The following is a 25,972-nucleotide window of genomic DNA, read 5'->3' on the forward strand; positions in this document are numbered from 1 at the left end:
CTACCGACCGGTTAGTACTGGACCGCGCTCATGCTGTGACACGTGTCATAGCCGTGTCAACGCTCAGGACAGCGGCTGTTGACGGACCTTCACATCCAGAGGGCCGCCCGCCGAAGGTGCTCGGGACGGGCCCCGCACGTGTCTAGAGGAGCGCGGGGACCTCGACGGTCAGCGTGCAACGGCCACCGTCCGCGGGGGCGTCGAGCACGGCCGGCACGCCCAGCGGAACCGTCAGGGCGGTCGGCCCGTGGCCGAACCCCAGCTCCTCGATCACCGGTATCCCGAGCGGCCCGAGCCGTTCGGCGAGCACCGCGCGGACCTTCTCGTACGGGCCGCACTCCTGCCAGGAGCCGCAGATCACGCCGGACAGCCCCGCCAGGGCGCCGGAGCGCAGCAGCCGGGTGAGGATGCCGTCGAGCCGGTAGGGCTCCTCGCCGGTGTCCTCGATCGCCAGCAGCCCGCCTTGGGCGTCGGGCCGGGCGTGCGGGGTGCCGATGGCCGCGGCGAGGAGGCTGACGCAGCCGCCGTACAGGATGCCCCGGGCCCGCCCGGGGACGAGGGCGGCGGCCGTGTCCAGGCCGAGGGTGCGGACCTGCTCCGGCTCGAAGAGCGTGGCGCGCAGGTGCTCGCGGGTCGGCGCGGCCTCGAGGAACCCCTCGGTGGCGACCATCGGGCCGTGCAGGGTGGCGTAGCCGGCGCGCAGCGCGAACGCCTCGTGCAGTGCGGTGATGTCGCTGTAGCCGACGAACACCTTGGGTCCGGCCGCCCGGATCGCCGCCCAGTCGAGCAGGTCCACCATCCGGTGGGCGCCGTATCCGCCCCGGGCGCAGAAGACGGCGTCCACGGACGGGTCGCACCAGGCGGCCTGGAGATCGGCCGCCCGGTCCGCGTCGGTCCCGGCGAGATGGTCCAACTCCGGGTGGACATCGTGGACATGGGGCATCACGACGGGCTCCAGGCCCCAGTCGCGCAGCACCCCGAGCCCCGCCTCCAGCCGGGCGGCGGGGACGGGGCCGCTGGGGGCGACGACGGCGACCCGCGCCCCGGGCCGCAGCCGGGGCGGCCGGGCCAAGGGGGCCGCCGGGGAGGGATGTGCCGTCACTTCCTCAGCTCCAGCGGCGGTACATCGCTCCGGTCGATACCGAACGTCTGTACGTAGAGGGAGAGTTCGGCCTCCAGCGCCCTGATGAGGGTCTCCGCCCGCCGGAATCCGTGCCCCTCCCCCTCGAAGGCGATGTAGGCGTGCGGCACGCCCCGCCCTTCGATCGCGGCGAGGAACCGGTCGCACTGGGCGGGTGGGCAGACCAGGTCGTCCAGCCCCTGGAGCAGCAGGAACGGGGCGGTGAGCCGGTCGGTGCCGTTGATCGGCGCGCGTTCCCGGTAGCGCTCGGGCACCTCGGCGGCCGGTCCGATCAGCGACTCCAGGTACTGCGACTCGAAGTCGTGGGTGCCCTCGGTGGACCAGCCGTCCAGGTCCAGGACCGGGAAGAGGATCGTGGCGCAGGCGTAGCGGTCGGTGTTGACGAGCGAGGCGGCGGCCGTCCAGCCGCCCGCGCTGCCGCCCCGGACCGCGAGCCGCCGGGGGTCGGCGGCACCCTCCGCGACCAGGGCGTCGGCGACGGCCTCGCAGTCCGCCACGTCGACGACTCCCCACTGTTCGCGGAGCCGTTCGCGGTAGCGGCGGCCGTAGCCGGTGGAGCCGCCGTAGTTGACGACGGCGACGCCGATGCCGCGCGAGGTGAAGTAGGCGATCTCCAGGTCGAGGACGAGCGGTGCGTGACCGGTGGGGCCGCCGTGCGCCGCCACGAGGTACGGGGGCAGTTCGCCCTCGGGGCCGGTCAGTTCGGGGTGGTGCGGCGGGTAGATGTGGGCGTGGATCTCGCGGCCGTCGGAGCCGGTGAACGTCCGGTCCTCCGGCACGGGGAGGTAGGCCGGGTCGACCGCGTCCTGATGGGCGGAGCCGATGACCCGGGTGCGCCCGGTCGCGGTGTCCAGTTCGACGACCTCGTAGCCGGTGCGCGGGCTCGCCGCGACGCCGACGACCCGGCTGCCGTGCACGGCGAGGGTGTCGGCCCAGGTGGTCCAGTGGCCGGGCACGTCCGCGAGTTCGCCGGTCTCCGGGTCGAGGATGCCGAGCCGCTGGGAGCCCCGGCCGTGCAGGACGGCGATCAGCCCGTTCTCCAGCGGGTGGAACCAGCGCAGCCCGATCTTCCACAGCGGACCGCCGAACTCCTCGCCCCGGGGCGGCAGAAGACGGCTGCTGGGCACCACGCCCCCGGCCACGGCGTCGGGCCGGATGCGCTGGAGCTCCCACCAGTCGGCCAGGTCGGAGACGAAGAGGAGGCTGCCGTCGCGGTCCCACTCGATCTGGCAGACCGACTCGTCGTCATCGCCCACCAGGGGCCGTACGCCGGTGAATTCACCGCTGTCCGTGATCTCCGCGAGCATCACCACCGTGCCGTCCCACGGCATCCGCGGGTGGTCCCAGGCGATCCAGGCGGCACGTCGCCCGTCGTGCGAGACCCGGGGCCCGGTGACGAACCGGTCCCGCCCGTCGGAGAGTTCGCGTACGGCGGAGCGGTCGTCGGCGGCCGAGCCGTCCAGCGGTACGGCGGCGATGACGCGGCGTACGTCGGTGGGCCCGGGGCCGGTGAACTCCTCCAGCACGCACCAGACTTCGCCCTGCCCGCCCCGGTCCAGGCGCACCTGCGGGTCGACCCAGCGCAGCCCGCCGCCGATGTCCGAGACCGGCGTGAGAGGCCGGGGCGCGTCCGGGCCGTCGGGGGCGTACGCGTACAGCCGCTGGTCCGCGAAGTCGACGAACACCACGAGCGGCCCGCCCTCCTCGCGCACCGCGCCCGCCCATGGCTGTCCGCCGTACTCGATGACCCGGCTGCGCGGGTTCCACGGGGCGGGCAGCACGGGCTCGGTGGTGCCGTCCGGGCGGCGGCGCACCAGTGCGCGGCGGCCGCCCTCGGCCGGGCGCGGTTCGGTCCACCACACCTCTTCCCCGACGGTGGAGAGGTGGTCGGGGCGGCCGTCGTGCGAGGCGGCGAGGGCCGCGTCGATCGGTGACGGCCAGGAACCGTACGGGGCTGCGGGCACGGTGTTCACAGTGGAGGTCCCCCCTGGGAGCGGTCGGACGGTGCGCGGGTATCGGTGCGGTGCTGGTCAGGCGGTGCGCAGATAGTGGTCGAGGACGCGGACGCCGAAGTGGAGGGCGTCGACGGGGACGCGCTCGTCGACGCCGTGGAAGAGCGCCTGGTAGTCGATCCCCGGGGGCAGCTTGAGCGGCGTGAAGCCGTAGCCGGTGATGCCGAGCTTGGCGAACTGCTTGGCGTCGGTGCCACCGGACATGCAGTACGGCACGGTGTGCGCGCCCGGGTCGAACTTCTCCACGGCGGCGCGGAGTTTGGCGTACGTCGGTGTGTCGACCGGGGCCAGGAGGGCCTGCTCCCGGTGGTAGAACTCCCAGGAGACGAGGGGGCCGGTGAGCCGGTCCAGGGTCTCGTGGAACTCGTCGTCGCCGCCGGGGACCGTGCGCCCGTCGATGAAGGCGGTGGCGTGGCCGGGGATGACGTTGACCTTGTAACCGGCGCCGAGCATCGTCGGGTTGCTGCTGTTGCGGATGGTGTTCTGGACGAGCGTGGCGGCCGGGCCGAGCTTGGCGAGGAGCTGGGGGACGTCGAAGCCGGGGTCGTCCAGGTCGACGGTGATGCCGTGCAGGGCGGCGATCTCGGTGATGGCGGCGCGGACGGTCGGGGTGAGGCGGACGGGCCACTCGTGCTCACCGATCCGGGCGACGGCGGCGGCGACGGCGGTCACCGCGTTCTCCCGGTTGACCTTGGAGCCGTGTCCCGCCCGGCCCTCGGCGGTCAGCTTCAGCCAGCCGGTGCCGCGCTCCCCCGCCGCGATCGGGTAGAGGGAGAGGCCGTGTCCGGCGTGGAAGGTGAACGCCCCGGACTCGCTGATCCCTTCCGTGCACCCCTCGAAGAGCCCGGCGTGCCGGTCGGCGAGGAAGCCGGAGCCGTCGACGGCGCTGTCCTCCTCGTCGGCGGTGTAGGCGATGACGATGTCGCGCGGCGGCCGGAACCCTTCGCGGGCCCACCCCCGTACGACAGCGAGGATCATCGCGTCCATGTTCTTCATGTCGACGGCCCCGCGCCCCCACACCACCCCGTCGCGGACCTCGCCGGAGAACGGGTGGACGGACCAGTCGGCGGGTTCGGCGGGCACCACGTCCAGGTGGCCGTGGACCAGCAGCGCGTCGGCGGACGGGTCGGTGCCGGGGATCCGGGCGACGACGTTGGTCCGGCCGGGGGTGCGCTCCAGCAGCGTCGGCTCGATCCCGGCGTCCGCGAGCCGCTCGGCGACGTACTCGGCGGCCGGGCGCTCCCGGCAGTCCCCGCCGCCCCGGTTGGTGGTGTCGATCCGGATCAGCTCGGAGGTGAAGGTCACCACCTCGTCGAGCGCCTGCCGGTCCACGGGGCCGAGCGGGTCGGTGGCCTCAGCCATACTGTTCCTCCACGGCGGCCGACACGATCGTCGTCACCGCCTTGAACGTGCGAATACCTTCGTACATCGTCGCGCTGGTGTAGGCGACGCGCCTCTCGCCGCTGGGCGCCACCCCGGGCACCACGGTCGCGGCGGCGGCCAAGTGCTCGGCGTCGAACTCCAGCTCCACGGTGAACGTCCCGCCGGTCACGGGCGCCCGCGGTCCGGCGAGCGCGGTGGCCTCCCGGGCGGCGGCGCGGATGTCGGCGGCGGTACGGGCGGGGGTGCGGCAGACGGCCGCGTACCGCGACACATAGTCCTTGACGGCCACCTTGCGGGCGCCGGGGGCGTACCCCGCCGCGTCCACGCAGGTCAGGTCGTCGCCGGTGACGAGGACGACGGGCACGCCGTACTCGGCGGCCACCTGCGCGTTGAGCAGTCCCTCGCTCGCCCTGGTCCCGTCGAGCCAGACGCCGGTGATGGAGTTGGCGAGGTAGGTGTGGGCGAGGACCCCCTCCGTACCGGCTCCCGTGTGGTAGCCGACGAAGGCGACCGCGTCCACGTCCCCGTGCTGGATGCCCTCCACCATGGAGAGCGACTTGTGGCGTCCGGTGAGCATCTGCACCCGGTCGTCCAACTGCTCCAGCAGGAGGTTCCGCATCGACCAGTGGGCCTCGTTGACGAGCACCTCGTCGGCGCCGCCGTCGAAGAACCCGAGGGCGGCCGCGTTCACGTCGGAGGTGAACATCGGCCGGCAGCGCTCCCACTGCGGGGTGCCCGGCAGCACGTCGGCCGGCCAGGTCACTCCGGTGGCGCCCTCCATGTCGGCGCTGATGAGGATCTTCATGCCGCCACACCGTACGCCCCGCGAGCGGTGGGGGCCAGGGAGGGTCGGCCCGGGGCGGGTCCGGTCGGCCGAAGCTCCCCCACCGGGTGTCCGGCGAACACTATGAACGCAAAGCGCACGAGGGTTCTGCCCCGGGCGGCCCGCTTCCTAGCATCCCCGCATCGCGGCGCGTACCGGCGCCGTACGGAGAGCCAGGAGCGACACCCGTGCAGCAGCACCCCACCCCCCGCGTCCCCGCCCGCACCACCGCCCCGCTCTACCGTCGCGGCCGGCGCCGCTCCGCCCTGGTGGCGGCCCTCCTGGCCACGGCCCTCCTCACCACGGCGGCCCACGCCCCCGCGGTCCGGGCCGACGCCCCCGCCGCCCCCACGGCGGCCGACTGCCCCTCGGCTCTGGCCGGAAAGGCACGGTGCTACACCGGCCGGGACACGCAGGGGGCGCACTACGCGATCGCCGTCCCCGCCCGCTGGAACGGCTCCCTGGTCGTCCACGCCCACGGCGGCCCCGACCTGGGCGAGGCCTCCGATCCGGCCCGCTCCACCGGTGACCTGGAGCGCTGGGCCGTCATGGTGAAGGAGGGGTACGCCTGGGCCGGTTCCTCCTACCGGCGCGGCGGCTACGGTACGCGGATGGCGGCGGCCGACACCGAGAGCGTGCGCCGGGTCTTCGCCGACCGGTTCGGGACGCCGGGGCGGACCTATCTGCACGGCCAGTCCTGGGGCGGCAACGTGGCCGCGAAGGTGGCGGAGACGTACGGCCGGGCACCGGGCGCGTACGACGGGGTGCTGCTGACCAACGGGGTGCTGGGCGGCGGGTCGCGCGGCTACGACTACCGGGTCGACCTGCGCGTGGTCTACCAGTACTACTGCGGCAACCACCCGCGCCCCACCGAGCCGCGGTACCCGCTCTGGCAGGGGCTGCGGCCGGACTCCACGATGACGGTCGCCGGGCTGCGCTCGCGGCTGCGGGAGTGCACCGGGTTCGACACCGAGCCCGCCGCCAGGACCCCGCTCCAGCAACGCAACCTCGACGACATCCTCGCCGTCACCGGCATCCCGGAACGCGCCCTGGAGTCGCATCTGCGGTTCGCGACCTTCACCTTCCGCGACATCGTGTCGACCCGGCTGGGCGGCCGCAACCCCTTCTCCAACCGGGGCGTACGGTACGCGGGTTCGCACGACGACCGGGCGTTGAACGCGGGCGTGGAGCGGTTCGCGGCCGACCCCTCCGCGCGCCGGGACCTCTCCTTCGACAGCGACCTCACCGGCAAGGTCGCCCTGCCCGTCCTCACCCTGCACGCGATCGACGACCCGACGGCCTTCGTGGAGCACGAGTCCGCCTACCGGTCCACGCTCCGGGGCGCGGGCCGGGCGCACCTCCTCGTCCAGAGCTTCACGCGCGAGAGCGAGCACAGCGGGCTCAGCGACGCCGAGTACGCCACCTCCATCGCCGCCCTGGACCGCTGGGCGCGCACCGGGCACCGGCCCACCCCGCGCTCGCTGGCCGCCGCGTGCCCGGCCGTCGACCGGGCGTACGGCACGGGCTGCTTCTACGACCCGGCCTTCACCCCGGCCCCGTACGCCTCCCGGGTGCTGCCCCGGCCGGGCGGGCACCACTGGCCCGCCCTGACCGCCGGGCAGGAGCGGGCGTGGAGCCGGATCGACGGGGTGGGCATCGCACCCTGAACTCCCTCAGGGCAGCAGCTTCTCGATCCGTTCCAGCTCGTCCGCCGTGAACTCCAGGTTCCCGACGGCCCGGACGCTGTTCTCCAGCTGGGCGACGCTGCTCGCCCCGACCACGGCCGAGGTGAGGCGGCCGCCGCGCAGCACCCACGCCAGGGCCAGCTGGGCGAGGGACTGGCCGCGCTCCTTGGCCAGGGCGTCGAGGGCACGCAGCCGCTCCACCAGGGCGGGCGTGACCGCGTCGGCCGTCAGGAACGGGCTCTCGCCCGCCGCGCGGGAGCCGGCCGGGATGCCGTTCAGATAGCGGTCGGTGAGGATGCCCTGTTCCAGCGGGGAGTACGCGATGGAGCCGACGCCCAGCTCGTCGAGCGCGGTGAGCAACCCGTCCTCGGGGCGGCGGTCGAGCATCGAGTAGCGGGGCTGGTGGATGAGGAGGGGCGTACCGAGGTCCTTCAGGATCGCGGCCGCCTCGCGGGTCTCCTCGGCGCTGTAGTTGGAGAGGCCGGCGTAGAGGGCCTTGCCCTGGCGTACGGCGGTGTCGAGCGCGCCCATGGTCTCTTCGAGCGGGGTGCCGGGGTCGGGCCGGTGGGAGTAGAAGATGTCGACGTACTCCACGCCCAGGCGCTTCAGACTCTGGTCCAGGGAGGCCCGCAGATACTTCCGCGAGCCCCACTCCCCGTACGGCCCGTCCCACATGTGGTAACCCGCCTTGGTGGAGATGACCAGCTCGTCGCGGAGGCGGGCGAAGTCGGTGGCCAGGGCGCGGCCCAGGGTGAGTTCGGCGGAGCCGGGCGGCGGGCCGTAGTTGTTGGCCAGGTCGAAGTGGGTGATGCCGAGGTCGAAGGCGCGGCGCAGGATGGCGCCCTGCGTCTCGGGGGTGCGGTCGCCTCCGAAGTTGTGCCAGAGGCCGAGGGAGAGCGCGGGCAGCATCAGGCCGCTGCGGCCGGTGCGCCGGTAGGGCATGGCGGAGTAGCGGTCGGCGGACGGCAGGTACATGGGCAGGCTCCGCTGGAGAGATCCGGGGCGTACGGGAGGACGGAGTCCAGGCTTCCGCAGATCGATCCAGCAGTCCAACAGGAGATTCCGCTCGGATTCATCGCCTACATTGCTCAATCATGGAACTGCGTCAGCTGGAGCACTTCGTCGCCGTCGCCGAGGAGCAGCACTTCACCCGTGCCGCCGAGCGCCTCGCCGTTTCGCAGTCCGGGCTCTCCGCCTCCGTACGGGCGCTGGAGCAGGAGTTGCGGACGCCGCTGTTCAGCCGCACCACGCGGACGGTGCGGCTCACCGAGGCGGGGCGGGCGCTGCTGGTGGAGGCGGAGCGCACGCTGGCGGGTGCGCGGGCGGCGCGGGACGCGGTCGACGCCGTACGGGGGCTGCTGCGCGGGACGCTGACGGTGGGGGTCGAGCAGTGCGTGGCGGGGGTGAGCCCGGCCCGGCTGCTGGCCGCGTTCCACCGGGCCCACCCGCAGCTGGAGCTGCGGCTGCGCCAGGAGGGGACGAGCAGCCTGCTGGACGGGGTGGCCGGGGGGCGGCTCGACCTGGCGTTCGCGGCGACGGTGGACCCGGCGGAGTGGCGCGGAGAGCTGATGGAGCTGGCACGGGAGCCGATGGTGGTGCTGTGCGCGGCGGGGCACCGGTTCGCCGGGCGGGCCGAGGTGGGGTGGGAGGAGTTGCCGGGCGAGTCGTTCATCGACTTCCACCCGGACTGGGGGCCGAGGCGGGCGGCGGACGGGGCGTTCGCGGCGGCGGGGGTCCGGCGGACGGTGGGCCTGGAGGTCAGCGATGTGCACAGCCTGCTGGAGCTGGTGCAGGAGGGGCTGGGGATCGCGGTGGTGCCGCACCACTTCTCCCGCGAGCCGGAGGCCGCCCGGCTGGTGGCCGTGGGGGTTGCCCCCGCGGGCGGGCGGCGAGCGATGTACGAGAGCGTGGTGGTGCTTCCGTCGGCGGGGAGCCTGAGCCCGGGGGCGCGGGCGCTGATGCGGCTGGTTCGGGAGGACGCGGTACGGGAGGGGGCCCAGGCGGGCTGACCGTCCAGAGCCCGGGCCGACGCGCTCGGCGTCCGGAGTCCGCGCCGGACGCGCGCTCGCCGTTCGGAGCCGGGGCCGGACTCGCGGGCCCGGCCCGCCCCCGTACGACGCGATCCCGCCGCACCTCGCCCCCGTACCGTCTCCGTACCGCCCCCGTACAGCTCAGTCCTCGTGGCCCAGCTGGAGGTCGCGTTCCGTGCGGCCGCCGCCCGCGACCTGGAGCACGGTGGCGACGGGCGGGTAGCCCGCGGCGATCACCGTGTACTCGCCGGAGGAGAGGTCCACGAAGCGGAACGCCCCGTCGGGGCCGGTGGTGAGGGTGCGCACCGCGTTGCCCGCCGCGTCGAGCAGGGTGACCCGGGCGTCCTCCACGGGCCGGCCGTCGGGGGCCCGGACGATGCCCCGCAGTACGGCCCCGCCCGCCAGCTCGATGTCCTGCCGGGTCTCGCGGGCCGCCTGGACGCTGACCGGGAGCGCGGCGGGGCGGAAGGCCGGGGCACCGGCGGCCAGGGTGTACTCGCCCGCGACCAGTTCGGTGAGGACGTAGCCGCCCTCGCGGCCGGTGCGGGTGGAGGCGACGACCTCGCCGCGTACGTCGGTGAGGGTGACGGCCGCGTCCGGGACGGGCTCCCCGTCGGCGGCGAGGACGGACCCGGCGAGCCGTCCGGCGCCGCCGAGGACCACGTCCAGCTCCACGGGGCGGTCGCCCACGGTGACGCTGACGGCCTGGGGCTGGTGGCCGCCGGCCGCGGCGATGAGGACGTAGTTCCCGGCGCCCGGGACGCTGAGCGCGTACCGCCCGTCCTCGCCGCCGGTCCCGCGGCCCGCCTGCTGCCCCTGGACGTCGATGAGGGTGAGGGCGGCACCCTCCACTGAGGTGCCGTCGGGGTGCCGGACGGTGCCCTGGACGGGTACGCCGGAGAGGTAACCGACCGTCGGCTGCGGCGGGTTGGCGCGGGCGGCGGGAATCGGCGCGGGCTCGGTGGCCGCTTCGGGGCTGTGGTGGGACACCAGCGGTTTCTCCTTGAGGAAGAAGGCGAGGATCAGGCCGAGGACGAGCACCGGCACGAGGTAGAGGAAGATGCGCGGCATCGCGTCGACGTACGCCTGGATGTAGGCGTCGCGGAGCGCGGGCTCCATCGCGTGGACGAGCTGCGGGGTGATCGACTCGGGCGGGGGCAGTTCGACGCCGGTGGGCAGGCGGACGCCGAGGGCGTCGGAGAGGCGTCCGGCGAACAGGGTCCCGAAGACGGCGGCGCCGACGCTGCCGCCGATCTGCCGGAAGTAGTTGTTGGCGCTGGTGGCGGTGCCGAGGTCGGCGGGGCGTACGGAGTTCTGCACGGCGAGCACGAGCACCGACATGACCAGTCCGATGCCGGTGCCGAGGACGGCCTGCCAGAGGCTGTACTCCAGCCGGGAGGTGCCCGCCTCCAGGCCCGAGAGCAGCCACATGCCGACGACGGAGACGGCGCCGCCGACGATGGGGTAGATCCGGTAGCGGCCGGTACGGGTGATGAGCTGGCCGGAGACGATGGAGCCGCCCACGATGCCGAGCATCATCGGGAGCATCAGGAGCCCGGACTCGGTGGCGCTGGCCCCGTCGACCATCTGGAGGTAGGTGGGCAGATAGCTGGCGGCGCCGAAGAGCGCGATGCCGATGACCGCGCCGATCAGACCGGTGATGTTGAAGATCGAGTCGCGGAACAGCCGGAGCGGGATGATGGGTTCGGCCGCGCGGTGCTCGACGGCGACGAAGAGCAGCGTCGTGACGACGGCCCCCGCGGTGAGGCCGAGGATCGTGCGCGAGCCCCAGGCGTACTCCGTACCGCCCCAACTGGTCACCAGGACCAGGCAGGTGGAGGCGGCGGCGAGCAACACCGCGCCCAGCACGTCGAGTCGGGGCCGCACGGCGGGCTTCGGGAGCTTCAGCACGACGGCGATCACGGCGAACGTGACCAGCCCGAACGGCACGTTGATGTAGAAGCACCAGCGCCAGGAGGCGTGGTCGGTGAAGAAGCCGCCGAGCAGCGGTCCGGCCACCGAGGCGAGGCCGAAGACCGCGCCGATGAGGCCCATGTAGCGGCCGCGCTCCCGGGGCGGCACGATGTCCGCGATGATCGCCTGGACGCCGATCATGAGCCCGCCGCCGCCGACGCCCTGGAGGGCGCGGAAGGCGATCAGCTCGTCCATGGTCCGCGACCAGCCGGCCAGCGCGGAGCCGATGACGAAGACGACGATGGCGAACTGGAAGACGCCCTTGCGGCCGAAGAGGTCGCCGAGCTTGCCGTAGAGCGGCAGGACGATGGTGGAGGCGAGGAGGTAGGCGGTGACCGCCCAGGACATCTTCTCCAGGCCGTGCAGCTCACCGACGATCTTCGGCAGGGCGGTGGCGACGATCATCTGGTCGAGCGCCGCGAGGAGCAGGGTGAGCATCAGCCCGAGGAAGACCATGCGGACCCGGCGGGGGCTGATCGCGTCGGCGGCCGGGGGCGCGGGCGGGGCCGGCGGTGAGGGGGGCGGCTCCCCGGCGGATGCTGCCGTACCGTCCGGCCCGTCCTTCAGCAGCGTGATACCGCCCACCACGTAACGCTCCCCTCCGTCGCACGCACCCGGCGTCTGTCGCACGCATTCGCGCCGCCCATTTGTCGCATCGCGCGGCAAGGCGGGGCAAACGTGACCAGGGGCGCGCAGGGCGCGTACGGAGGGCTTATGCGCCGGTCGGAGCCGCTACGGCGCACTACCGGCCGCCCCGGAAAACCACTCGTTCCGGTGAGGGCGGCCGAGCGACGGGGGCCAGGCCGTTCGACGGCCCGGCCCCCACGCGTACGTCCTACTTCTCGACCTCGGTGGCGAGTTTCTGGAGCAGCTCGTCGTAGATCCGGCCGAGGCCCTTGGGGGCGAAGGTCCGCTCGAAGAAGCCGCCGATGCCGCCCGCGCCGTCCCAGACGGTGGTGACGACGGCCTTGGACCTCCCCTCACCGGCCGGGGTGACGGTCCAGGTGGTGACCATCGAGGAGTTGCGGTCCTTCTCGACGAGCTGACCGTCGGTCGGCTCGGTGACCTCCAGCAGGCAGTCGCGGACCCGCTTGCTGGTGGCCTGGAGCTTCCAGTGGACGAGGGTGCCCTCTCCGTCGCCGCCCTCGCGGACCTCGTACTCGCTGAAGTGCGCGGTCAGCACCTTGCCGCGGACGTCCTTGTAGTCGGCCAGCGCGTCGAACACCGTCTCCGCGTCCGCCGAGATGATCCGCTCCGTGGTGGCCTCGACCTGCGCCATGGCTGTTCCTCCAGCAGTCCGTAGTTCGGGGGGTGAGCTGAGCCAACCACCTCGGGTACGGCCGCTCAAAATCGGGGTCGGAGGGCCGGTTCGCACGATCATGGGAACAGGTGTTCTATTCTGTCGCCAGTGCTACCGAGGAGGCGTCCATGCGCTGGGACAATCTGGTCGAAAACCGCCCCATGACCGGCAACAGCGCGCTCTTCGCCGCGGACGCGGTGACCACGCGCACCTTCGACACCCCGGAATTCCGGGGCATCACGTTCCACGAGATCCGGGCCCGTTCGATCCTGAACCGGGTGCCCGGGGCCTCGCGGATGCCGTTCGAATGGACGGTGAACCCCTACCGGGGCTGCTCGCACGCCTGCGTGTACTGCTTCGCCCGCAAGACCCACAGCTATCTGGACCTCGACACCGGTATCGGCTTCGACTCCCAGATCGTCGTCAAGACCAACGCGCCCGAACTGCTCCGGCGCGAGCTGGCCTCCCGGCACTGGCAGGGCGAGCACATCGCGATGGGCACCAACGTCGACTGCTACCAGCGGGCGGAGGGCCGCTACCGGCTCATGCCGGGCATCATCTCCGCCCTGCGCGACCGGGCGAACCCCTTCTCGATCCTGACGAAGGGCACGCTGATCCTGCGGGACCTGGAGCTGCTGCGGCAGGCCGCCGAGGTCACCGAGGTCGGTGCCTCGGTCTCCGTCGGCTTCACCGACCGCGAGCTCTGGCGCACGGTCGAACCCGGCACCCCCTCCCCCGGCCGCCGCCTCGACGCCGTCCACACGCTCACGGAGGCCGGGATCGGCTGCTCGGTCCTGATGGCGCCCGTCATCCCCTTCCTCGGCGACAGCCCGGAGCAGCTGCGGGCCACGGTCTCCGCGATCGCGGCGGCCGGGGCGGTCTCGGTGACCCCGCTCGTCCTGCATCTGCGCCCCGGCGCCCGCGAGTGGTACCTGCGCTGGCTGGGCCTGCACCACCCGCACCTGGTGGAGCGGTACGAGCGGATGTACGGGGACGGGGCGTACGCGCCCACCTGGTACCAGCGCCGGATCACCCGTCAGGTCCACGAGCTGGCGGACGAGTTCGGGATCGGCCCGGCGCACCGGGGCGGGGCACGGCGGATCGCGCCCGCGCGGAGGGCGGAGGCGTCGGGCGAGCAGGGGCCGACACAGCTCACCCTCCTGTGACGGGGCGGCTCCCGCAGGGCACCTCCCGCAGGGCCGATGGCGTGACCGTACGGGTCGATTCCGCGCGGAATCGACCCCCGGCCGGATGATCTCGGGGAGCATGCGGCCGGGGACCGGCCGTCGGCCGCCGTGTCCCCTCCACCTCGGGAGGCCCCATGACGAAACGTGCAGGAATTCTGGTCGCCGCCGGCGCGACGGTCGCCGGTCTGCTGGCCGCCGCTCCGGCCCCGGCCGCCGCTTCCCCGGCGAGCACACCGCCCGCCCCGGGGCTCACCTGGACCGACTGTCCGACGGAGAACCATCCGACGCTCCAGTGCGCGAAGGTCACCACCCCGCTGGACCACGCGAACCCGTCGGGCCGGAAGATCACCCTCGCCCTCTCCCGCGTCCCGCACACCGCGAAGACCTTCCAGGGTCCGCTGCTGGTCAACCCGGGCGGACCCGGCGGCAGCGGGCTGTCGATGGCCGGGTTCGTGGCGTCGGCGCTGCCGAAGAAGGTGGCCTCGCAGTACGACGTGATCGGCTTCGACCCGCGCGGGGTCGGCAAGAGCAGCCCGCGGCTGGACTGTCTGCCGGGCCACGCCGATCCCGTACGCCCGGACTCGGTGCCCGCCTCCCTGCGGGACGAGCGGATCAACCGCGACCGGGCCGCCGCGTTCGCCCGCGCCTGCGGGGAGAAGCACGGCGACGTGCTGCCGTACATGGACACCGTCAGCGCGGCGAAGGACCTCGATGTGATCCGGCGGGCGCTGGGCTCGGAGAAGATCAACTACTTCGGCTACTCGTACGGTACGTATCTGGGTGCCGTCTACGCGAAGCTGCACCCGGAGCGGGTGCGGCGGCTGGTCCTGGACTCGGTGGTCGGCCCGGACGACGTCTGGTACCAGGGCAACCTGAACCAGAACCACGCGTTCGACGACCGCCACAAGGCGTTCGCGGCCTGGGTGGCGAAGCACGACGCGACATACGGGCTCGGCACGGACCCGGCCGGGGTCGAGGCCGCCTGGTACCGGATGCGGGCGGCCGTGGCCGCCGAGCCGGCGGGCGGCAAGGTCGGGGCGAGCGAGCTGGAGGACACCTTCCTGCCCGGCGGCTACTACAACGGCTACTGGCCCTACCTGGCCGAGGCGTTCGCCGCGTACGTCAACGACCGGGACACCGAGGCGCTGGTGACGGCGTACGACAACTTCGGCGCCACCGGCCCCGGCGGCGACAACAGCTACTCCGTCTACACCGCCGTCCAGTGCCGCGACGCGGGCTGGCCCCGGCACTGGTCGGCCTGGCGCCACGACGCACGCCGGATCCATGACAAGGCGCCCTTCATGACCTGGAACAACACCTGGTACAACGCGCCGTGCGCCTCCTGGCCGGTGGCGCCGCTCACGCCAGTCGAGGTCACCAACCACCGCCTCCCGGCGGCCCTGATCCTCCAGGCGACGGGCGACGCGGCGACCCCGTACGCGGGCGCGGTCTCCATGCACCGCAAGCTCAAGGGGTCCAGCTTCGTGGTGGAGGAAGGCGGCGGCAACCACGGCATCACGCTGAGCGGCAACGCCTGCCTGGACAAGCATCTGACGGCCTATCTGACCGACGGGACCGTCCCGCGCCGCCGGGGCGCGGGCGAGGCGGACGCGGTCTGCGCGGCGCTCCCGGACCCGAAGCCCCTGCCGGCCGCGAAGGCGGCGGCCCAGTCCGTGGACAACAGCACGGGCAGCCGCCTGCACGGACTGCTGGGGCCGCGCCACTGAGCCCCGGCCGCCACGCGGAAACCCACGGGCGGGGCGCGAGGGAGTGGACGAGGACGGCCCGGCATGAGCCACTCCACCACTCCCCCGCACCCCCCGTCGCCACGATCCGTGCCATGCGGATCGAGGACTGCGAGGCGGTCGCCACGATCCGGGTGCGCGGCTGGCGGCACGCCTACCGTGGCCTGCTGCCGCAGCCGTATCTGGACCGGATGGACATCGCCGAGGAGACCGCGCTGCGGCGCAGCCACTTCACCGCGGGCGGCGAGGCCGACGATGTGGTGGCCGAACGGCCGGACGGCACGGTGACCGGGTGGGCCTCCAGCGGCCCGGACCGCGTGGAGGACCGCCCGCTGCCCGGTTGCGAGCTGTACGCCCTCTTCGTACGGCCCGACCGCATCGGGACCGGAACCGGCCGCGCGCTGCTGGCCGAGCTGACGGCCCGGGCCCGGGCGGCGGGGTACCCGTACGTGGCTCTGTGGGTGCTCCGGGAGAACGCGGCGGCGCGGCGGTTCTACGAGCGGGCCGGGTTCCGGCCGGACGGGACCGAGGACCGGTTCGAGGCGGGCGGGGTCCTCGTGACCGAGGTGCGCTACGTGCGCCCGCTCACGCCCCCGGCAACCGGCTGAGCGCCTCCTCCGCTGCCCTGCCCAGGCGCGGGTGCGGAAGGGCCGCCGTGAGGACCGGGCGGGCGCGGGGGTCGCCCAGGTGGCCGAGGCCCTCCACGCAGGCCAGGGCCACGTGCCAGTGCGGGTCGCCGGGGGCCAGGAGGCGCTGGAGGGTGGCGACCAGGGCGGGGACCGCCTCGGGGGCGCGCAGGGTGGTGAGCAGGCGCACCGGGTGCACGGCGTACGCGGTGCGCAGGGTGTTGGTGGCGAGTGCGGCGGCGGCCCGGGGGTGCGGGGGTCGTTCAGGCGGGCCAGGGCGTGGGCGGCGGAGACGCAGCGTTCGGGGTCGCGGTGGTTGAGCAGGAGCACCAGCGCCTCGAAGGCCCTGCGGTCGCCCGCGCAGCCGAGCCGGAAGGCGGCGATCTCCCGGGCCCAGAGCGGCCGCCCGGGCTCGACCAGGACCCGGGCCAGCGCCTCGTGGTCGTCAGTGGCCACCAGCAGGTCGTACGCGGCGGGGCCGTACACGGCCGGGTCCGGCGCGGTCGGGTGGTCCGCGGCGGGGCCCGGCGGTCCGGCCGCCGCCTCGTCCTGTAACCGGTCCAGCAGCGAGCGCAGCTCCTCATCCATGACGCTCAGCGTATCCATGCACACGCTCCGTACAGAACACGGCAGTTGAGCCGATGTGGTCCAGCGCACAAAGACTCAGGGGTGGCGCGCTCGTTACTCGCCGGTTAATCTCATCTGAGCGGGGACACACTCCCCCGCAAGCTCCGGTGGCCTGGTGACGCAGCCACCCGGAGTGCTTGTCGGTTCGGCAGTACCAGTGCGACGCGACTCCGGGACAGAGTCCGTCACCCCTCCCGGCCGGGTGTGCTCCAGCGCCCCCGGCCCCGCGCTTCACGACACGCATCACGCATGCCACGCGCCGCTCCCTCATCGCCGCGCGCGCCTGCTCCCACAGTCGTCACTCACCCTGGAGTCCCGTGATGGACACCCCGCTCTCCACCATTGCCGTCGTCGGTCTCGGCACCATGGGCACCGGCATCGCCGAGGTCCTGGCCCTCGCCGGCCGCGAGGTCATCGGCATCGACACCAGCGAGGCGGCCGCCCGGCAGGCCGTCACCTCCCTCGAAGCCTCCACCGCACGGGCCGTCGGGCGCGGGCGGATCACCGAGCAGGAGCGGGCCGAGGCGCTCGCCCGGTTCCGTACCTCCGACGCCCTCGCGGCCGCCGCCGACGCCGAGCTGGTGATCGAGGTCGTGCCGGAGTCGTACGAGCTCAAGCAGCAGGTGTTCCGGGAGCTGGACGCGGTCGTCTCGCCCACCGCGATCCTCGCCACCGGCACGAACGCCCTGTCCGTCACCCGGCTCGCCGCCGAGTCGCAGCGCCCCGAGCGCGTGCTCGGCCTGCACTTCTTCAACCCGGCGCCCGCGATGAAGCTGGTCGAGGTCGTCTCCTCCGTGCTCACCGCGCCGCCCGCCGTCGAGGCCGTCACCAGGCTGGCCCGGGAGCTGGGCAAGGAGCCGGTCGCGGTCGGGGACCGGCCCGGGTTCGTCGCGGACGGGCTGCTCTTCGGCTACCTCAACCAGGCCGCCGCGATGTACGAGGCCAACTACGCCTCCCGCGAGGACATCGACGCGGCGATGAAGCTGGGCTGCGGGCTGCCCATGGGCCCGCTCGCCCTGCTGGACCTGATCGGCATCGACACCGCCCGCACGGTCCTGGAGGCCATGTACTCCGCCTCCCACGACCGGCTCCACGCCCCCGCCCCCGTCCTCGGCCAGCTCAGCGAGGCCGGGCTGACCGGGCGCAAGGCCGGGCGCGGCTTCTACACGTACGAGGCTCCGGGCAGCCAGACCGTCGTGCCCGACGCGCTGACCCCGTCCCCGGAGACGGCGGCCGGTGACGGGCGCCCCGTCGCCTCCGTCGGGGTCGCGGGCTCCGGGACCATGGCCTCCGGGATCGCGGAGGTCTTCGCCAAGGCCGGGTACACCGTGGTCCTGGCCGCCCGCAGCCAGGAGAAGGCGGACGTCGCCAAGGGCCGGATCGCCAAGTCGCTGGAGCGTTCGGTCGGCAAGGGGCGGCTGACGGCCGAGGCGCGGGACGAGACGCTGGGGCGGATCACGGCGGCCGGTTCGCTGGACGCCTTCGCGGAGGTCGACCTCGCCGTGGAGGCGGTCGCGGAGGACCTGGAGATCAAGCAGCAGCTCTTCGCGGCCCTGGACAAGGTCTGCCGGCCGGGCGCGGTCCTCGCCACCACCACCTCGTCCCTGCCGGTCGTCGCCATCGCCCGGGCGACCGCCCGGCCCGAGGACGTCATCGGGATGCACTTCTTCAACCCGGCGCCCGCGATGAAGCTGGTGGAGGTCGTCCGTACGGTCCTGACCGCCGACGACGTCCACGCCACGGTCCGCGCGGTCTGCGCGAAGATCCGCAAGCACCCGGTGGACTGCGGGGACCGGGCCGGGTTCATCGTCAACGCACTGCTGTTCCCGTACCTCAACAACGCGATCAAGATGGTCGAGGAGCACTACGCCTCGCTGGACGACATCGACGCGGCCATGAAGCTGGGCGGCGGCTACCCGATGGGCCCGTTCGAACTGCTGGACGTCGTCGGGCTCGATGTCTCCCTCGCCATCGAGAAGGTGCTGCACAAGGAGTTCCGTGACCCGGGGCTCGCCCCGGCGCCGCTGCTGGAGCACCTGGTGGCCGCGGGCTGCCTCGGCCGCAAGACGGGCCGGGGCTTCCGCGAATATGCCCGTCGCTGACCCGGGAGCCGGGTGGGGCGGGCTGCTGGGACCCTCCGGCTCCCCGCCCCCGAAGGCGCGCTCTCCTGCACCGATGCGTTACGTTCATGCCATGTCCCAGCCCGCCAAGTCACCCCGTGCCACCGCCGCGCCCGACGCCTCGGAGACCGCCGCGGGGTCGCGCGCCGCGGCCCAACGGCTCAAGATGCGCCGCGAACTGGCCGCTGCCGCGATGGAACTCTTCGCCACGAAGGGGTACGAGGCGACGACCGTCGACGAGATCGCGGGCGCCGCGGGCGTCGCCCGGCGGACCTTCTTCCGCCACTTCCGCTCCAAGGAAGAGGCCATCTTCCCGGACCACGACGACACCCTCGTCAGGGCCGAGGCCGTCCTGAACGCCGCCCCCGCGCACGAGCACCCCCTCGACACGGTCTGCCGCGGCATCAAGGAAGTCATGAAGATGTACGCGGCCAAGCCCGCCGTCTCCGTGGCCCGTTACAAACTGACCCGTGAGGTACCCACCCTCCGGGAGGCCGAGATCGCGTCGGTGGCCCGCTACGAGCGGCTGTTCACCCGCTATCTGCTGGGCCACTTCGACGAGCGCGACCACCACGTGGGCAACGACGACCCGCTGCTGGCGGAGGTGGCCGCGTCCGCCGTGGTCACCGCGCACAACCACGTACTGCGCCGCTGGCTGCGGGCGGGCGGCCAGGGCGATGTGGAGGCCCAGCTCGACCGGGCCTTCGCCATCGTGCGCGACACCTTCGGCACCGGGATCGGAGCGGGCCGGACCGCCCCGGCCGATACCACCAGGGCCCCGGCGGCGACGGTGGCGACCGAGGGCGAGGTGCTGGTCGCGGTGGCCCGTACGGACGCCCCGCTGGACGAGGTCATGCGGACGATCCAGCAGGCGCTCAAGGAGCGCTGAGCCCGGGGGCCGGCTCCGCCGGCTCCTCGGTGGCGTCCCACGGCGGCGGTGCGCCGCCCTCGCTCCAGGCGGCCAGCTCCTCGGGGCCGTAACAGAGGATGCCGCACTGCTCGGCGTACTCGAGCGCGGGTTCGGTGAAACCGCCGGTGGAGACGACGAGCGCGATGTCCGCCCCGTGCACGGCGTAGCAGGTGCCGCCGAACCGCTGGAGGTCCTGCGATCCGGCCCGGTTCCCGGGCCCGTACCGCTTGCACTGGACGACCAGGCGGCGGCCGTCCGGGGTGGTGGCCAGCACATCGGCGCCCAGGTCTCCCGCGCCGCCCACGACCTCGGCGTCCGCGCACCCGTCGCGCCGGCACAGCTCGGCGACGGCCTCCTCGAAGGCGTACGGGTCCAGCTCCGCGTAGTCGACCGGGCGGGCGGCCTCCGGGGGCGCGGGGCGGGCCTGGGCGCGGGCCTCCCCGGCGGCGTCCAGCTCCGCGATCCCCGCGTCCACGATCCCGTACGCGGCCTCCGTGACGGCCTCCGCGACCCGCCGGGCCCGACGGCGGCGGCGCAGCACAAGCAGGGCGGCGGCCAGGAGCAGGCCGACCACGAGCACGGCGGCGACCGGGTGGCGTCCGGCGCTCCGCCAGGCGGCCCGCAGGGCCATGCCGCCGCCCGCGAGGACCAGCGCGACCAGGACGAAGCCGAAGGTGGTGCGCCGGAGGTCGAAGGGGGCGCGCCCGCCCCGGACGCCGTGTCTGCGGATCGGTATCGCCATCGGTCTCCCACCCCTGTTCTCCACCGCAGTTGTTCCCCGCTGCGGTATTCCAAGATCATCCGATGTCGACCGCCTGCCCCGAGCCGGCCGTTCGACGCATGCGGACCGAGCCGTTCGGCGCGCGCGTCGGCCGAAAACCACTGGTCCGCCGGGCACCGCTGTGCTGAGGTGCGCGGATGCCGCATACAGATGCAGAGACACGTGACCTCTTCGACCGCGAGAGGCGGGAGCACGCCCGCCCCGACGGGCCCGGCGTACGCGTCGAGCGCGCCGGTCCCGTCGTACGCCAGGTGGGCGGCCCGGACGACTGGAACGGGGTGGTGTGGTCGGCCCCGGGGCTGGACGCGGCCGGGGCCGACGCCGCCATCGCCGCGCAGATCGAGCACTGCACGGCGCTCGGCCTGCCGGATTTCGAGTGGAAGCTGTACGACCACGACTCCCCCGCCGACCTGGGGGAACGGCTGCGGGCCGCCGGGTTCGTGGCGGAGGAGCCGGAGACGCTGCTCGTGGCGCACGCGGAGCCGCTGGCCGGGCCGGTCGAGCTGCCCGAGGGGGTGAGCCTGCGGCCGGTGACCGATGCGGCGGGGGCGGAGCTGATGGCCCGGGCCCATGAGCGGGCGTTCTCCACCGACGGGCGGCGCCTGCTCCACCAGGTGGTGAAGCGGCTGGAGGAGGCGCCGGAGGACTTCGTGGCGGTGATGGCGGTGGACGGCGACGGGGAGCCGGTCTGCTCCGGGCGGATGGAGCTGTACCCGGGTACGGGCTTCGCCGGGCTGTGGGGCGGTGGGACGGTGGCCGCCTGGCGGGGGAAGGGGATCTACCGGGCGCTGGTGGCGTACCGGGCGCGGATCGCCGCCGAGCGCGGCTACCGGTATCTCCAGGTCGACGCCACCGGCATGTCGGCCCCGATCCTGCGCCGGCTGGGCTTCACGGAGCTGGGGGCGACGACGCCGTATGTGTACCGACCGGCGCGGTAACCGCACGCCAGCAGGACAGAACGGGTCGTAACACCCATCGTGTTACTCATGCGTGCCTACGAGATGACAAGTGAGAGAAATTGTTGGCACTGGGTGCCTTGTCAGGTGTCACGGAGTGCCATACGTTGAAGGTGTCCGGGCGGCCGGCGTGCTGGGGATCTCCCGTACGCCGGCTGTCCCCGCAACCACCGTGCTGCGCGCCCGGACGCCTGCGTCACAGGCACCCTTCTGCTCCACCCGAGCAAAGCCGAAGCTCCACTCGCCGAACCGACGGCAATACACCTCCACACCGCACCGCTCCCCTGCCAGCAGGGCCCCTCAAGCGTTCCCTCGACGCCGCATCACCGGAGGCAACACCGTGAAGGAAATCCTGGACGCCATCCAGTCCCAGGACAGCACGGCCGCGGACTTCGCGGCCCTGTCCATCCCCGAGTCCTACCGCGCGATCACCGTGCACAAGGACGAGACGGAGATGTTCGCCGGGCTCGCGACCCGCGACAAGGACCCGCGCAAGTCGCTCCACCTGGACGAGGTCCCGGTCCCCGAACTCGGCCCCGGCGAGGCCCTCGTCGCCGTCATGGCCAGCTCGGTGAACTACAACTCCGTCTGGACCTCGATCTTCGAGCCGCTCTCCACCTTCGGCTTCCTGGAGCGGTACGGAAAGGTCAGTGAGCTGACCAAGCGCCACGACCTGCCGTACCACGTCATCGGCTCCGACCTGGCGGGCGTCGTCCTGCGCACCGGCCCCGGCGTGAACGCCTGGAACCCGGGCGACGAGGTCGTGGCGCACTGCCTCTCGGTCGAGCTGGAGTCCTCCGACGGCCACAACGACACGATGCTCGACCCCGAGCAGCGCATCTGGGGCTTCGAGACCAACTTCGGCGGCCTGGCGGAGATCGCGCTCGTCAAGTCCAACCAGCTGATGCCCAAGCCCAAGCACCTCAGCTGGGAGGAGGCGGCGGCCCCGGGCCTGGTCAACTCGACCGCGTACCGCCAGCTCGTCTCCCGCAACGGCGCCGGCATGAAGCAGGGCGACAACGTCCTGATCTGGGGCGCCAGCGGTGGACTCGGCTCCTACGCCACCCAGTTCGCGCTGGCCGGCGGCGCCAACCCGATCTGTGTCGTCTCCTCCCCGGAGAAGGCCGACATCTGCCGGGCGATGGGTGCGGAGGCGGTCATCGACCGCAACGCGGACGGCTACAAGTTCTGGAAGGACGAGACCACCCAGGACCCCAAGGAGTGGAAGCGCTTCGGCAAGCGCATCCGCGAGTTCACCGGCGGCGAGGACATCGACATCGTCTTCGAGCACCCGGGCCGCGAGACCTTCGGCGCCTCGGTCTACGTCACCCGCAAGGGCGGCACGATCACCACCTGCGCCTCCACCTCGGGCTACATGCACGAGTACGACAACCGCTACCTGTGGATGTCCCTCAAGCGCATCATCGGCTCCCACTTCGCCAACTACCGCGAGGCGTGGGAGGCCAACCGCCTGATCGCCAAGGGCAAGATCCACCCGACGCTCTCCAAGGTCTACTCCCTGGAGGAGACCGGCCAGGCCGCCCACGACGTCCACCGCAACGTCCACCAGGGCAAGGTCGGCGTCCTGGCGCTCGCCCCCCGCGAGGGCCTGGGCGTGCGCGACCAGGAGCTGCGCGAGAAGCACATCGACGCCATCAACCGTTTCCGCAACGTCTGAGGTTCTCCCATGACCGAACGTCAGAAGGACCGGCCCTGGCTCATGCGGACGTACGCCGGTCACTCGACCGCCGAGGCGTCCAACGAGCTGTACCGCCGCAACCTCGCCAAGGGCCAGACGGGTCTCTCGGTCGCCTTCGATCTGCCCACGCAGACCGGATACGACCCGGACCACATTCTCGCCCGCGGCGAGGTGGGCCGTGTCGGTGTGCCCGTCTCGCACCTCGGTGACATGCGCCGGCTGTTCCAGGACATCCCCCTGGAGCAGATGAACACCTCGATGACGATCAACGCGACCGCCATGTGGCTGCTGGCGCTCTACCAGGTGGTCGCGGAGGAGCAGGGGGCCGACCCCGCCAAGCTCCAGGGGACCACGCAGAACGACATCGTGAAGGAGTACCTCTCGCGCGGGACGCACGTCTTCCCGCCGGTGCCCTCGCTGCGGCTGACCACCGACATGATCACGTACACGGTCAACCGCATCCCCAAGTGGAACCCGATCAACATCTGCAGCTACCACCTCCAGGAGGCGGGGGCGACCCCGGTCCAGGAGATCGCGTACGCCATGTCGACCGCCATCGCGGTGCTCGACGCGGTCCGCGACTCGGGCCAGGTCCCGGAGGAGAAGTTCGGTGACGTGGTCGCCCGGATCTCGTTCTTCGTGAACGCGGGCGTCCGCTTCATCGAGGAGATGTGCAAGATGCGCGCCTTCGGCCGTATCTGGGACCGCGTCACCCGGGAGCGGTACGGCATCACCAACGCCAAGCAGCGGCGCTTCCGCTACGGCGTCCAGGTCAACTCCCTCGGCCTGACCGAGGCGCAGCCGGAGAACAACGTCCAGCGCATCGTCCTGGAGATGCTGGCCGTCACCCTCTCCAAGGACGCCCGCGCCCGCGCGGTGCAGCTCCCGGCCTGGAACGAGGCGCTGGGGCTGCCCCGGCCCTGGGACCAGCAGTGGTCGCTGCGGATCCAGCAGGTGCTGGCGCACGAGAGCGATCTGCTGGAGTACGAGGACATCTTCGCCGGTTCGCACGTCATCGAGGCCAAGGTGGACGCCCTGGTCGAGGAGTCGCTGGCGGAGATCGACCGCATCCAGCAGATGGGCGGCGCGATGGCGGCCGTCGAGTCCGGCTACCTCAAGTCGGAGCTGGTCTCCTCGCACGCGGCCCGGCGGGCCCGGATCGAGGGCGGCGAGGAGAAGATCGTCGGCGTCAACATCTACGAGACGACCGAGCCCAACCCGCTCACCTCCGACCTGGACGGCGCGATCATGACCGTCGACCCGGCGAACGAGGCCCGGGTGGTCGCCGCCCTGCACGAGTGGCGGGACAACCGCGACGAGGCCCGGGCGACGGAGGCGCTGGCCGCGCTGAAGAAGGCCGCCGCGGGCACCGAGAACATGATGGAAGCCACCGTCGAGTGCGCCCGCGCGGGCGTCACCACCGGCGAGTGGTCCTGGGCGCTGCGGGACGTCTTCGGGGAGTTCCGCGCGCCGACCGGGGTCTCCTCGGCCCCGGTGGCGGTCACCGCCGAGCCGGGCAGCACGCTCGCCCTGGTCCGCGAGAAGGTCACCCGGACCGCCGCCGACCTGGGCGTGGGACGGCTGCGCCTGCTGGTCGGCAAGCCGGGGCTGGACGGGCACTCCAACGGGGCCGAGCAGATCGCCGTACGGGCCCGTGACGCCGGGTTCGAGGTGGTCTACCAGGGGATCCGGCTGACCCCGGAGCAGATCACGGACGCGGCGCTGGCCGAGGACGTGCACTGCGTGGGGCTCTCCATCCTCTCCGGCTCGCACGCGGAGCTGGTGCCCGACGTGCTGCACCGGCTGCGGGAGGCCGGGGCGCCGGACATCCCGGTGATCGCCGGCGGCATCATCCCGCCGGCCGACGCGGCGGCGCTCATCGAGGCCGGTGTGGCCGCCGTCTTCACCCCGAAGGACTTCGGCATCACGGAGATCATCGGCCGTATCGTCGACGAGATCCGGAAAGCGAACAAGCTCGACCCTCTGGAGGTCTCCGCATGACCACGCCCACCCCCTCGGTCAACCGTCTGCGCCCGCGCCGCTCGTGTCTGGCCGTGCCGGGCTCCAACCCGCGCTTCCTGGAGAAGGCCCAGGGCCTCCCGGCGGACCAGGTCTTCCTGGACCTGGAGGACGCCTGCGCGCCGCTCGCCAAGGAGGGCGCCCGCCACACCATCGTGGACGCGCTGAACAACGGTGACTGGAGCGGCAAGACCCGGGTCGTGCGGGTCAACGACTGGACGACCCACTGGACGTACCGGGACGTCATCACGGTCGTCGAGGGCGCGGGCCCCAACCTCGACTGCATCATGCTCCCGAAGGTCCAGGACGCCCAGCAGGTCGTGGCGCTGGACCTGCTGCTGACCCAGATCGAGAAGACGATGGGCTTCGAGGTCGGGAAGATCGGCATCGAGGCGCAGATCGAGAACGCCAAGGGCCTGGTGAACATCGACGAGATCGCCGCCGCCTCGCCGCGCCTGGAGACGCTGATCTTCGGCCCGGCCGACTTCATGGCCTCGATCAACATGAAGACCCTGGTCGTCGGCCAGCAGCCGCCCGGCTACCCGGCGGACGCGTACCACTACATCCTGATGCGCATCCTGATGGCGGCCCGCAGCCACGACCTCCAGGCGATCGACGGCCCGTTCCTCCAGATCCGCGACGTGGACGCCTACCGCGAGGTGGCCGGCCGCGCCGCCGCCCTCGGTTTCGACGGCAAGTGGGTGCTCCACCCGGGCCAGGTCGACGCGGCCAACGAGGTGTTCTCGCCCTCGCAGGAGGACTACGACCACGCCGAGCTGATCCTCGACGCCTACGAGTGGTGCACCTCCGAGGAGGGTGGCAAGAAGGGCTCCGCGATGCTCGGCGACGAGATGATCGACGAGGCCAGCCGCAAGATGGCGCTCGTCATCGCGGGCAAGGGCCGGGCCGCCGGAATGCAGCGCACGTCCAAGTTCGAAGCCCCGGAGGCCTGAT

At 72.8% G+C, this 25,972-nt stretch carries 19 protein-coding genes and 1 pseudogene; 11 read left to right on the plus strand and 9 right to left on the minus strand.

Annotation, left to right across the window (positions count from 1 at the left end):
• Positions 1-142: 142 nt before the first annotated feature.
• Genes DJ476_RS03850 through DJ476_RS03865 form a run of 4 tightly spaced genes read right to left on the minus strand, consistent with a single transcriptional unit; the run spans position 143 to position 5,341 of the window.
• Positions 143-1,102, minus strand: a complete 960-nt coding sequence (locus DJ476_RS03850; RefSeq protein WP_112489834.1) for a S66 peptidase family protein — start codon at positions 1,100-1,102, stop codon at positions 143-145.
• Positions 1,099-3,114: a S9 family peptidase gene (locus DJ476_RS03855; protein WP_112489835.1), complete on the minus strand. Its 2,016-nt coding sequence runs from the start codon at positions 3,112-3,114 to the stop codon at positions 1,099-1,101. The genes DJ476_RS03850 and DJ476_RS03855 overlap by 4 nt, the downstream gene beginning before the upstream one ends.
• 57 nt (positions 3,115-3,171) lie before the next feature.
• Positions 3,172-4,515: a M20/M25/M40 family metallo-hydrolase gene (locus DJ476_RS03860; RefSeq protein WP_112489836.1), complete on the minus strand. Its 1,344-nt coding sequence runs from the start codon at positions 4,513-4,515 to the stop codon at positions 3,172-3,174.
• Positions 4,508-5,341: a M55 family metallopeptidase gene (locus DJ476_RS03865; protein WP_103419264.1), complete on the minus strand. Its 834-nt coding sequence runs from the start codon at positions 5,339-5,341 to the stop codon at positions 4,508-4,510. Before DJ476_RS03865 ends, DJ476_RS03860 begins: the two co-directional genes overlap by 8 nt.
• Positions 5,342-5,547: 206 nt before the next feature.
• Between DJ476_RS03865 and DJ476_RS03870 the strand changes: the two genes are divergently transcribed.
• Positions 5,548-7,026, plus strand: a complete 1,479-nt coding sequence (locus DJ476_RS03870; RefSeq protein WP_112489837.1) for an alpha/beta hydrolase — start codon at positions 5,548-5,550, stop codon at positions 7,024-7,026.
• Positions 7,027-7,032: 6 nt separating this feature from the next.
• Here DJ476_RS03870 and DJ476_RS03875 read toward each other — a convergent pair whose 3' ends face one another.
• Entirely contained in the window at positions 7,033-8,019 is a 987-nt protein-coding gene (locus DJ476_RS03875; RefSeq protein WP_103419262.1) for an aldo/keto reductase, read from the minus strand.
• A 119-nt stretch (positions 8,020-8,138) separates the two neighbouring features.
• Here DJ476_RS03875 and DJ476_RS03880 point away from each other — a divergent pair, with 119 nt between their 5' ends.
• Entirely contained in the window at positions 8,139-9,053 is a 915-nt protein-coding gene (locus DJ476_RS03880; protein WP_112489838.1) for a LysR family transcriptional regulator, read from the plus strand.
• A 162-nt stretch (positions 9,054-9,215) separates the two neighbouring features.
• On the opposite strand, the gene DJ476_RS03885 is transcribed toward DJ476_RS03880, so the two are convergent.
• On the minus strand, positions 9,216-11,636 hold the full coding sequence (locus DJ476_RS03885; protein ID WP_112489839.1) for an MFS transporter: 2,421 nt from the start codon (positions 11,634-11,636) through the stop codon (positions 9,216-9,218).
• A 247-nt stretch (positions 11,637-11,883) separates the two neighbouring features.
• On the minus strand, positions 11,884-12,327 hold the full coding sequence (locus tag DJ476_RS03890) for an SRPBCC family protein (RefSeq protein WP_112489840.1): 444 nt from the start codon (positions 12,325-12,327) through the stop codon (positions 11,884-11,886).
• Positions 12,328-12,476: 149 nt separating this feature from the next.
• Here DJ476_RS03890 and DJ476_RS03895 point away from each other — a divergent pair, with 149 nt between their 5' ends.
• From DJ476_RS03895 to DJ476_RS03905, 3 genes are all read left to right on the plus strand, one after another.
• Complete coding sequence (locus DJ476_RS03895; RefSeq protein WP_112489841.1) at positions 12,477-13,514, plus strand: Rv2578c family radical SAM protein; 1,038 nt, start codon at positions 12,477-12,479, stop codon at positions 13,512-13,514.
• 155 nt (positions 13,515-13,669) lie between these two features.
• Positions 13,670-15,262 carry an alpha/beta hydrolase gene (locus tag DJ476_RS03900; protein ID WP_112489842.1) on the plus strand — a complete coding sequence of 531 codons (1,593 nt, stop codon included), beginning with the start codon at positions 13,670-13,672 and terminating at the stop codon, positions 15,260-15,262.
• Positions 15,263-15,375: 113 nt separating this feature from the next.
• Positions 15,376-15,888 (plus strand): GNAT family N-acetyltransferase, encoded by a 513-nt coding sequence (locus DJ476_RS03905; protein WP_112489843.1) that lies wholly within the window; start codon positions 15,376-15,378, stop codon positions 15,886-15,888.
• On the opposite strand, the pseudogene DJ476_RS03910 reads toward DJ476_RS03905, so the two are convergent.
• Positions 15,866-16,494, minus strand: a pseudogene (locus DJ476_RS03910) (adenylosuccinate lyase). The gene DJ476_RS03905 and the pseudogene DJ476_RS03910 sit on opposite strands and share 23 nt — an antisense overlap.
• Positions 16,495-16,853: 359 nt before the next feature.
• Here DJ476_RS03910 and DJ476_RS03915 point away from each other — a divergent pair.
• The gene (locus DJ476_RS03915) at positions 16,854-18,635 is read left to right on the plus strand and encodes a 3-hydroxyacyl-CoA dehydrogenase family protein (protein ID WP_103419254.1); all 1,782 of its coding nucleotides are present in this window, start codon (positions 16,854-16,856) and stop codon (positions 18,633-18,635) included.
• 91 nt (positions 18,636-18,726) lie between these two features.
• Positions 18,727-19,542, plus strand: a complete 816-nt coding sequence (locus DJ476_RS03920) for a TetR family transcriptional regulator (RefSeq protein ID WP_103419253.1) — start codon at positions 18,727-18,729, stop codon at positions 19,540-19,542.
• Here the strand turns inward: DJ476_RS03920 and DJ476_RS03925 are convergent.
• Entirely contained in the window at positions 19,529-20,305 is a 777-nt protein-coding gene (locus DJ476_RS03925) for a restriction endonuclease (RefSeq protein ID WP_112489844.1), read from the minus strand. The two genes, DJ476_RS03920 and DJ476_RS03925, sit on opposite strands and share 14 nt — an antisense overlap.
• Positions 20,306-20,481: 176 nt before the next feature.
• On the opposite strand from DJ476_RS03925, the gene DJ476_RS03930 reads away from it, so the two are divergent.
• The 4 genes from DJ476_RS03930 to DJ476_RS03945 all read left to right on the plus strand — a co-directional run bounded on the left by DJ476_RS03930 (position 20,482) and on the right by DJ476_RS03945 (position 25,971).
• Complete coding sequence (locus DJ476_RS03930; RefSeq protein WP_112489845.1) at positions 20,482-21,282, plus strand: GNAT family N-acetyltransferase; 801 nt, start codon at positions 20,482-20,484, stop codon at positions 21,280-21,282.
• A gap of 358 nt (positions 21,283-21,640) precedes the next feature.
• Complete coding sequence (gene ccrA / locus DJ476_RS03935) at positions 21,641-22,978, plus strand: crotonyl-CoA carboxylase/reductase (RefSeq protein ID WP_103419250.1); 1,338 nt, start codon at positions 21,641-21,643, stop codon at positions 22,976-22,978.
• A gap of 9 nt (positions 22,979-22,987) precedes the next feature.
• Positions 22,988-25,000, plus strand: a complete 2,013-nt coding sequence (locus DJ476_RS03940; protein WP_112489846.1) for a protein meaA — start codon at positions 22,988-22,990, stop codon at positions 24,998-25,000.
• The gene (locus DJ476_RS03945; protein ID WP_103419248.1) at positions 24,997-25,971 is read left to right on the plus strand and encodes an HpcH/HpaI aldolase/citrate lyase family protein; all 975 of its coding nucleotides are present in this window, start codon (positions 24,997-24,999) and stop codon (positions 25,969-25,971) included. Before DJ476_RS03940 ends, DJ476_RS03945 begins: the two co-directional genes overlap by 4 nt.
• Position 25,972 lies beyond the last annotated feature (1 nt).

The sequence above is a fragment of the Streptomyces bacillaris genome, assembly GCF_003268675.1.
Lineage (GTDB): Bacteria > Actinomycetota > Actinomycetes > Streptomycetales > Streptomycetaceae > Streptomyces > Streptomyces bacillaris.

Bases quoted from the DNA above. Each gene is read 5' to 3' on its own strand.
- DJ476_RS03930 (WP_112489845.1), top strand. From the start codon at position 20,482: ATGCCGCATACAGATGCAGAGACACGTGACCTCTTCGACCGCGAGAGG.
- DJ476_RS03865 (WP_103419264.1), bottom strand. From the start codon at position 5,341: ATGAAGATCCTCATCAGCGCCGACATGGAGGGCGCCACCGGAGTGACC.
- DJ476_RS03860 (WP_112489836.1), bottom strand. From the start codon at position 4,515: ATGGCTGAGGCCACCGACCCGCTCGGCCCCGTGGACCGGCAGGCGCTC.
- DJ476_RS03925 (WP_112489844.1), bottom strand. From the start codon at position 20,305: ATGGCGATACCGATCCGCAGACACGGCGTCCGGGGCGGGCGCGCCCCC.
- DJ476_RS03880 (WP_112489838.1), top strand. From the start codon at position 8,139: ATGGAACTGCGTCAGCTGGAGCACTTCGTCGCCGTCGCCGAGGAGCAG.
- DJ476_RS03905 (WP_112489843.1), top strand. From the start codon at position 15,376: ATGCGGATCGAGGACTGCGAGGCGGTCGCCACGATCCGGGTGCGCGGC.
- DJ476_RS03890 (WP_112489840.1), bottom strand. From the start codon at position 12,327: ATGGCGCAGGTCGAGGCCACCACGGAGCGGATCATCTCGGCGGACGCG.
- DJ476_RS03915 (WP_103419254.1), top strand. From the start codon at position 16,854: ATGGACACCCCGCTCTCCACCATTGCCGTCGTCGGTCTCGGCACCATG.
- DJ476_RS03940 (WP_112489846.1), top strand. From the start codon at position 22,988: ATGACCGAACGTCAGAAGGACCGGCCCTGGCTCATGCGGACGTACGCC.
- DJ476_RS03920 (WP_103419253.1), top strand. From the start codon at position 18,727: ATGTCCCAGCCCGCCAAGTCACCCCGTGCCACCGCCGCGCCCGACGCC.
- DJ476_RS03945 (WP_103419248.1), top strand. From the start codon at position 24,997: ATGACCACGCCCACCCCCTCGGTCAACCGTCTGCGCCCGCGCCGCTCG.
- DJ476_RS03875 (WP_103419262.1), bottom strand. From the start codon at position 8,019: ATGTACCTGCCGTCCGCCGACCGCTACTCCGCCATGCCCTACCGGCGC.
- DJ476_RS03895 (WP_112489841.1), top strand. From the start codon at position 12,477: ATGCGCTGGGACAATCTGGTCGAAAACCGCCCCATGACCGGCAACAGC.
- DJ476_RS03900 (WP_112489842.1), top strand. From the start codon at position 13,670: ATGACGAAACGTGCAGGAATTCTGGTCGCCGCCGGCGCGACGGTCGCC.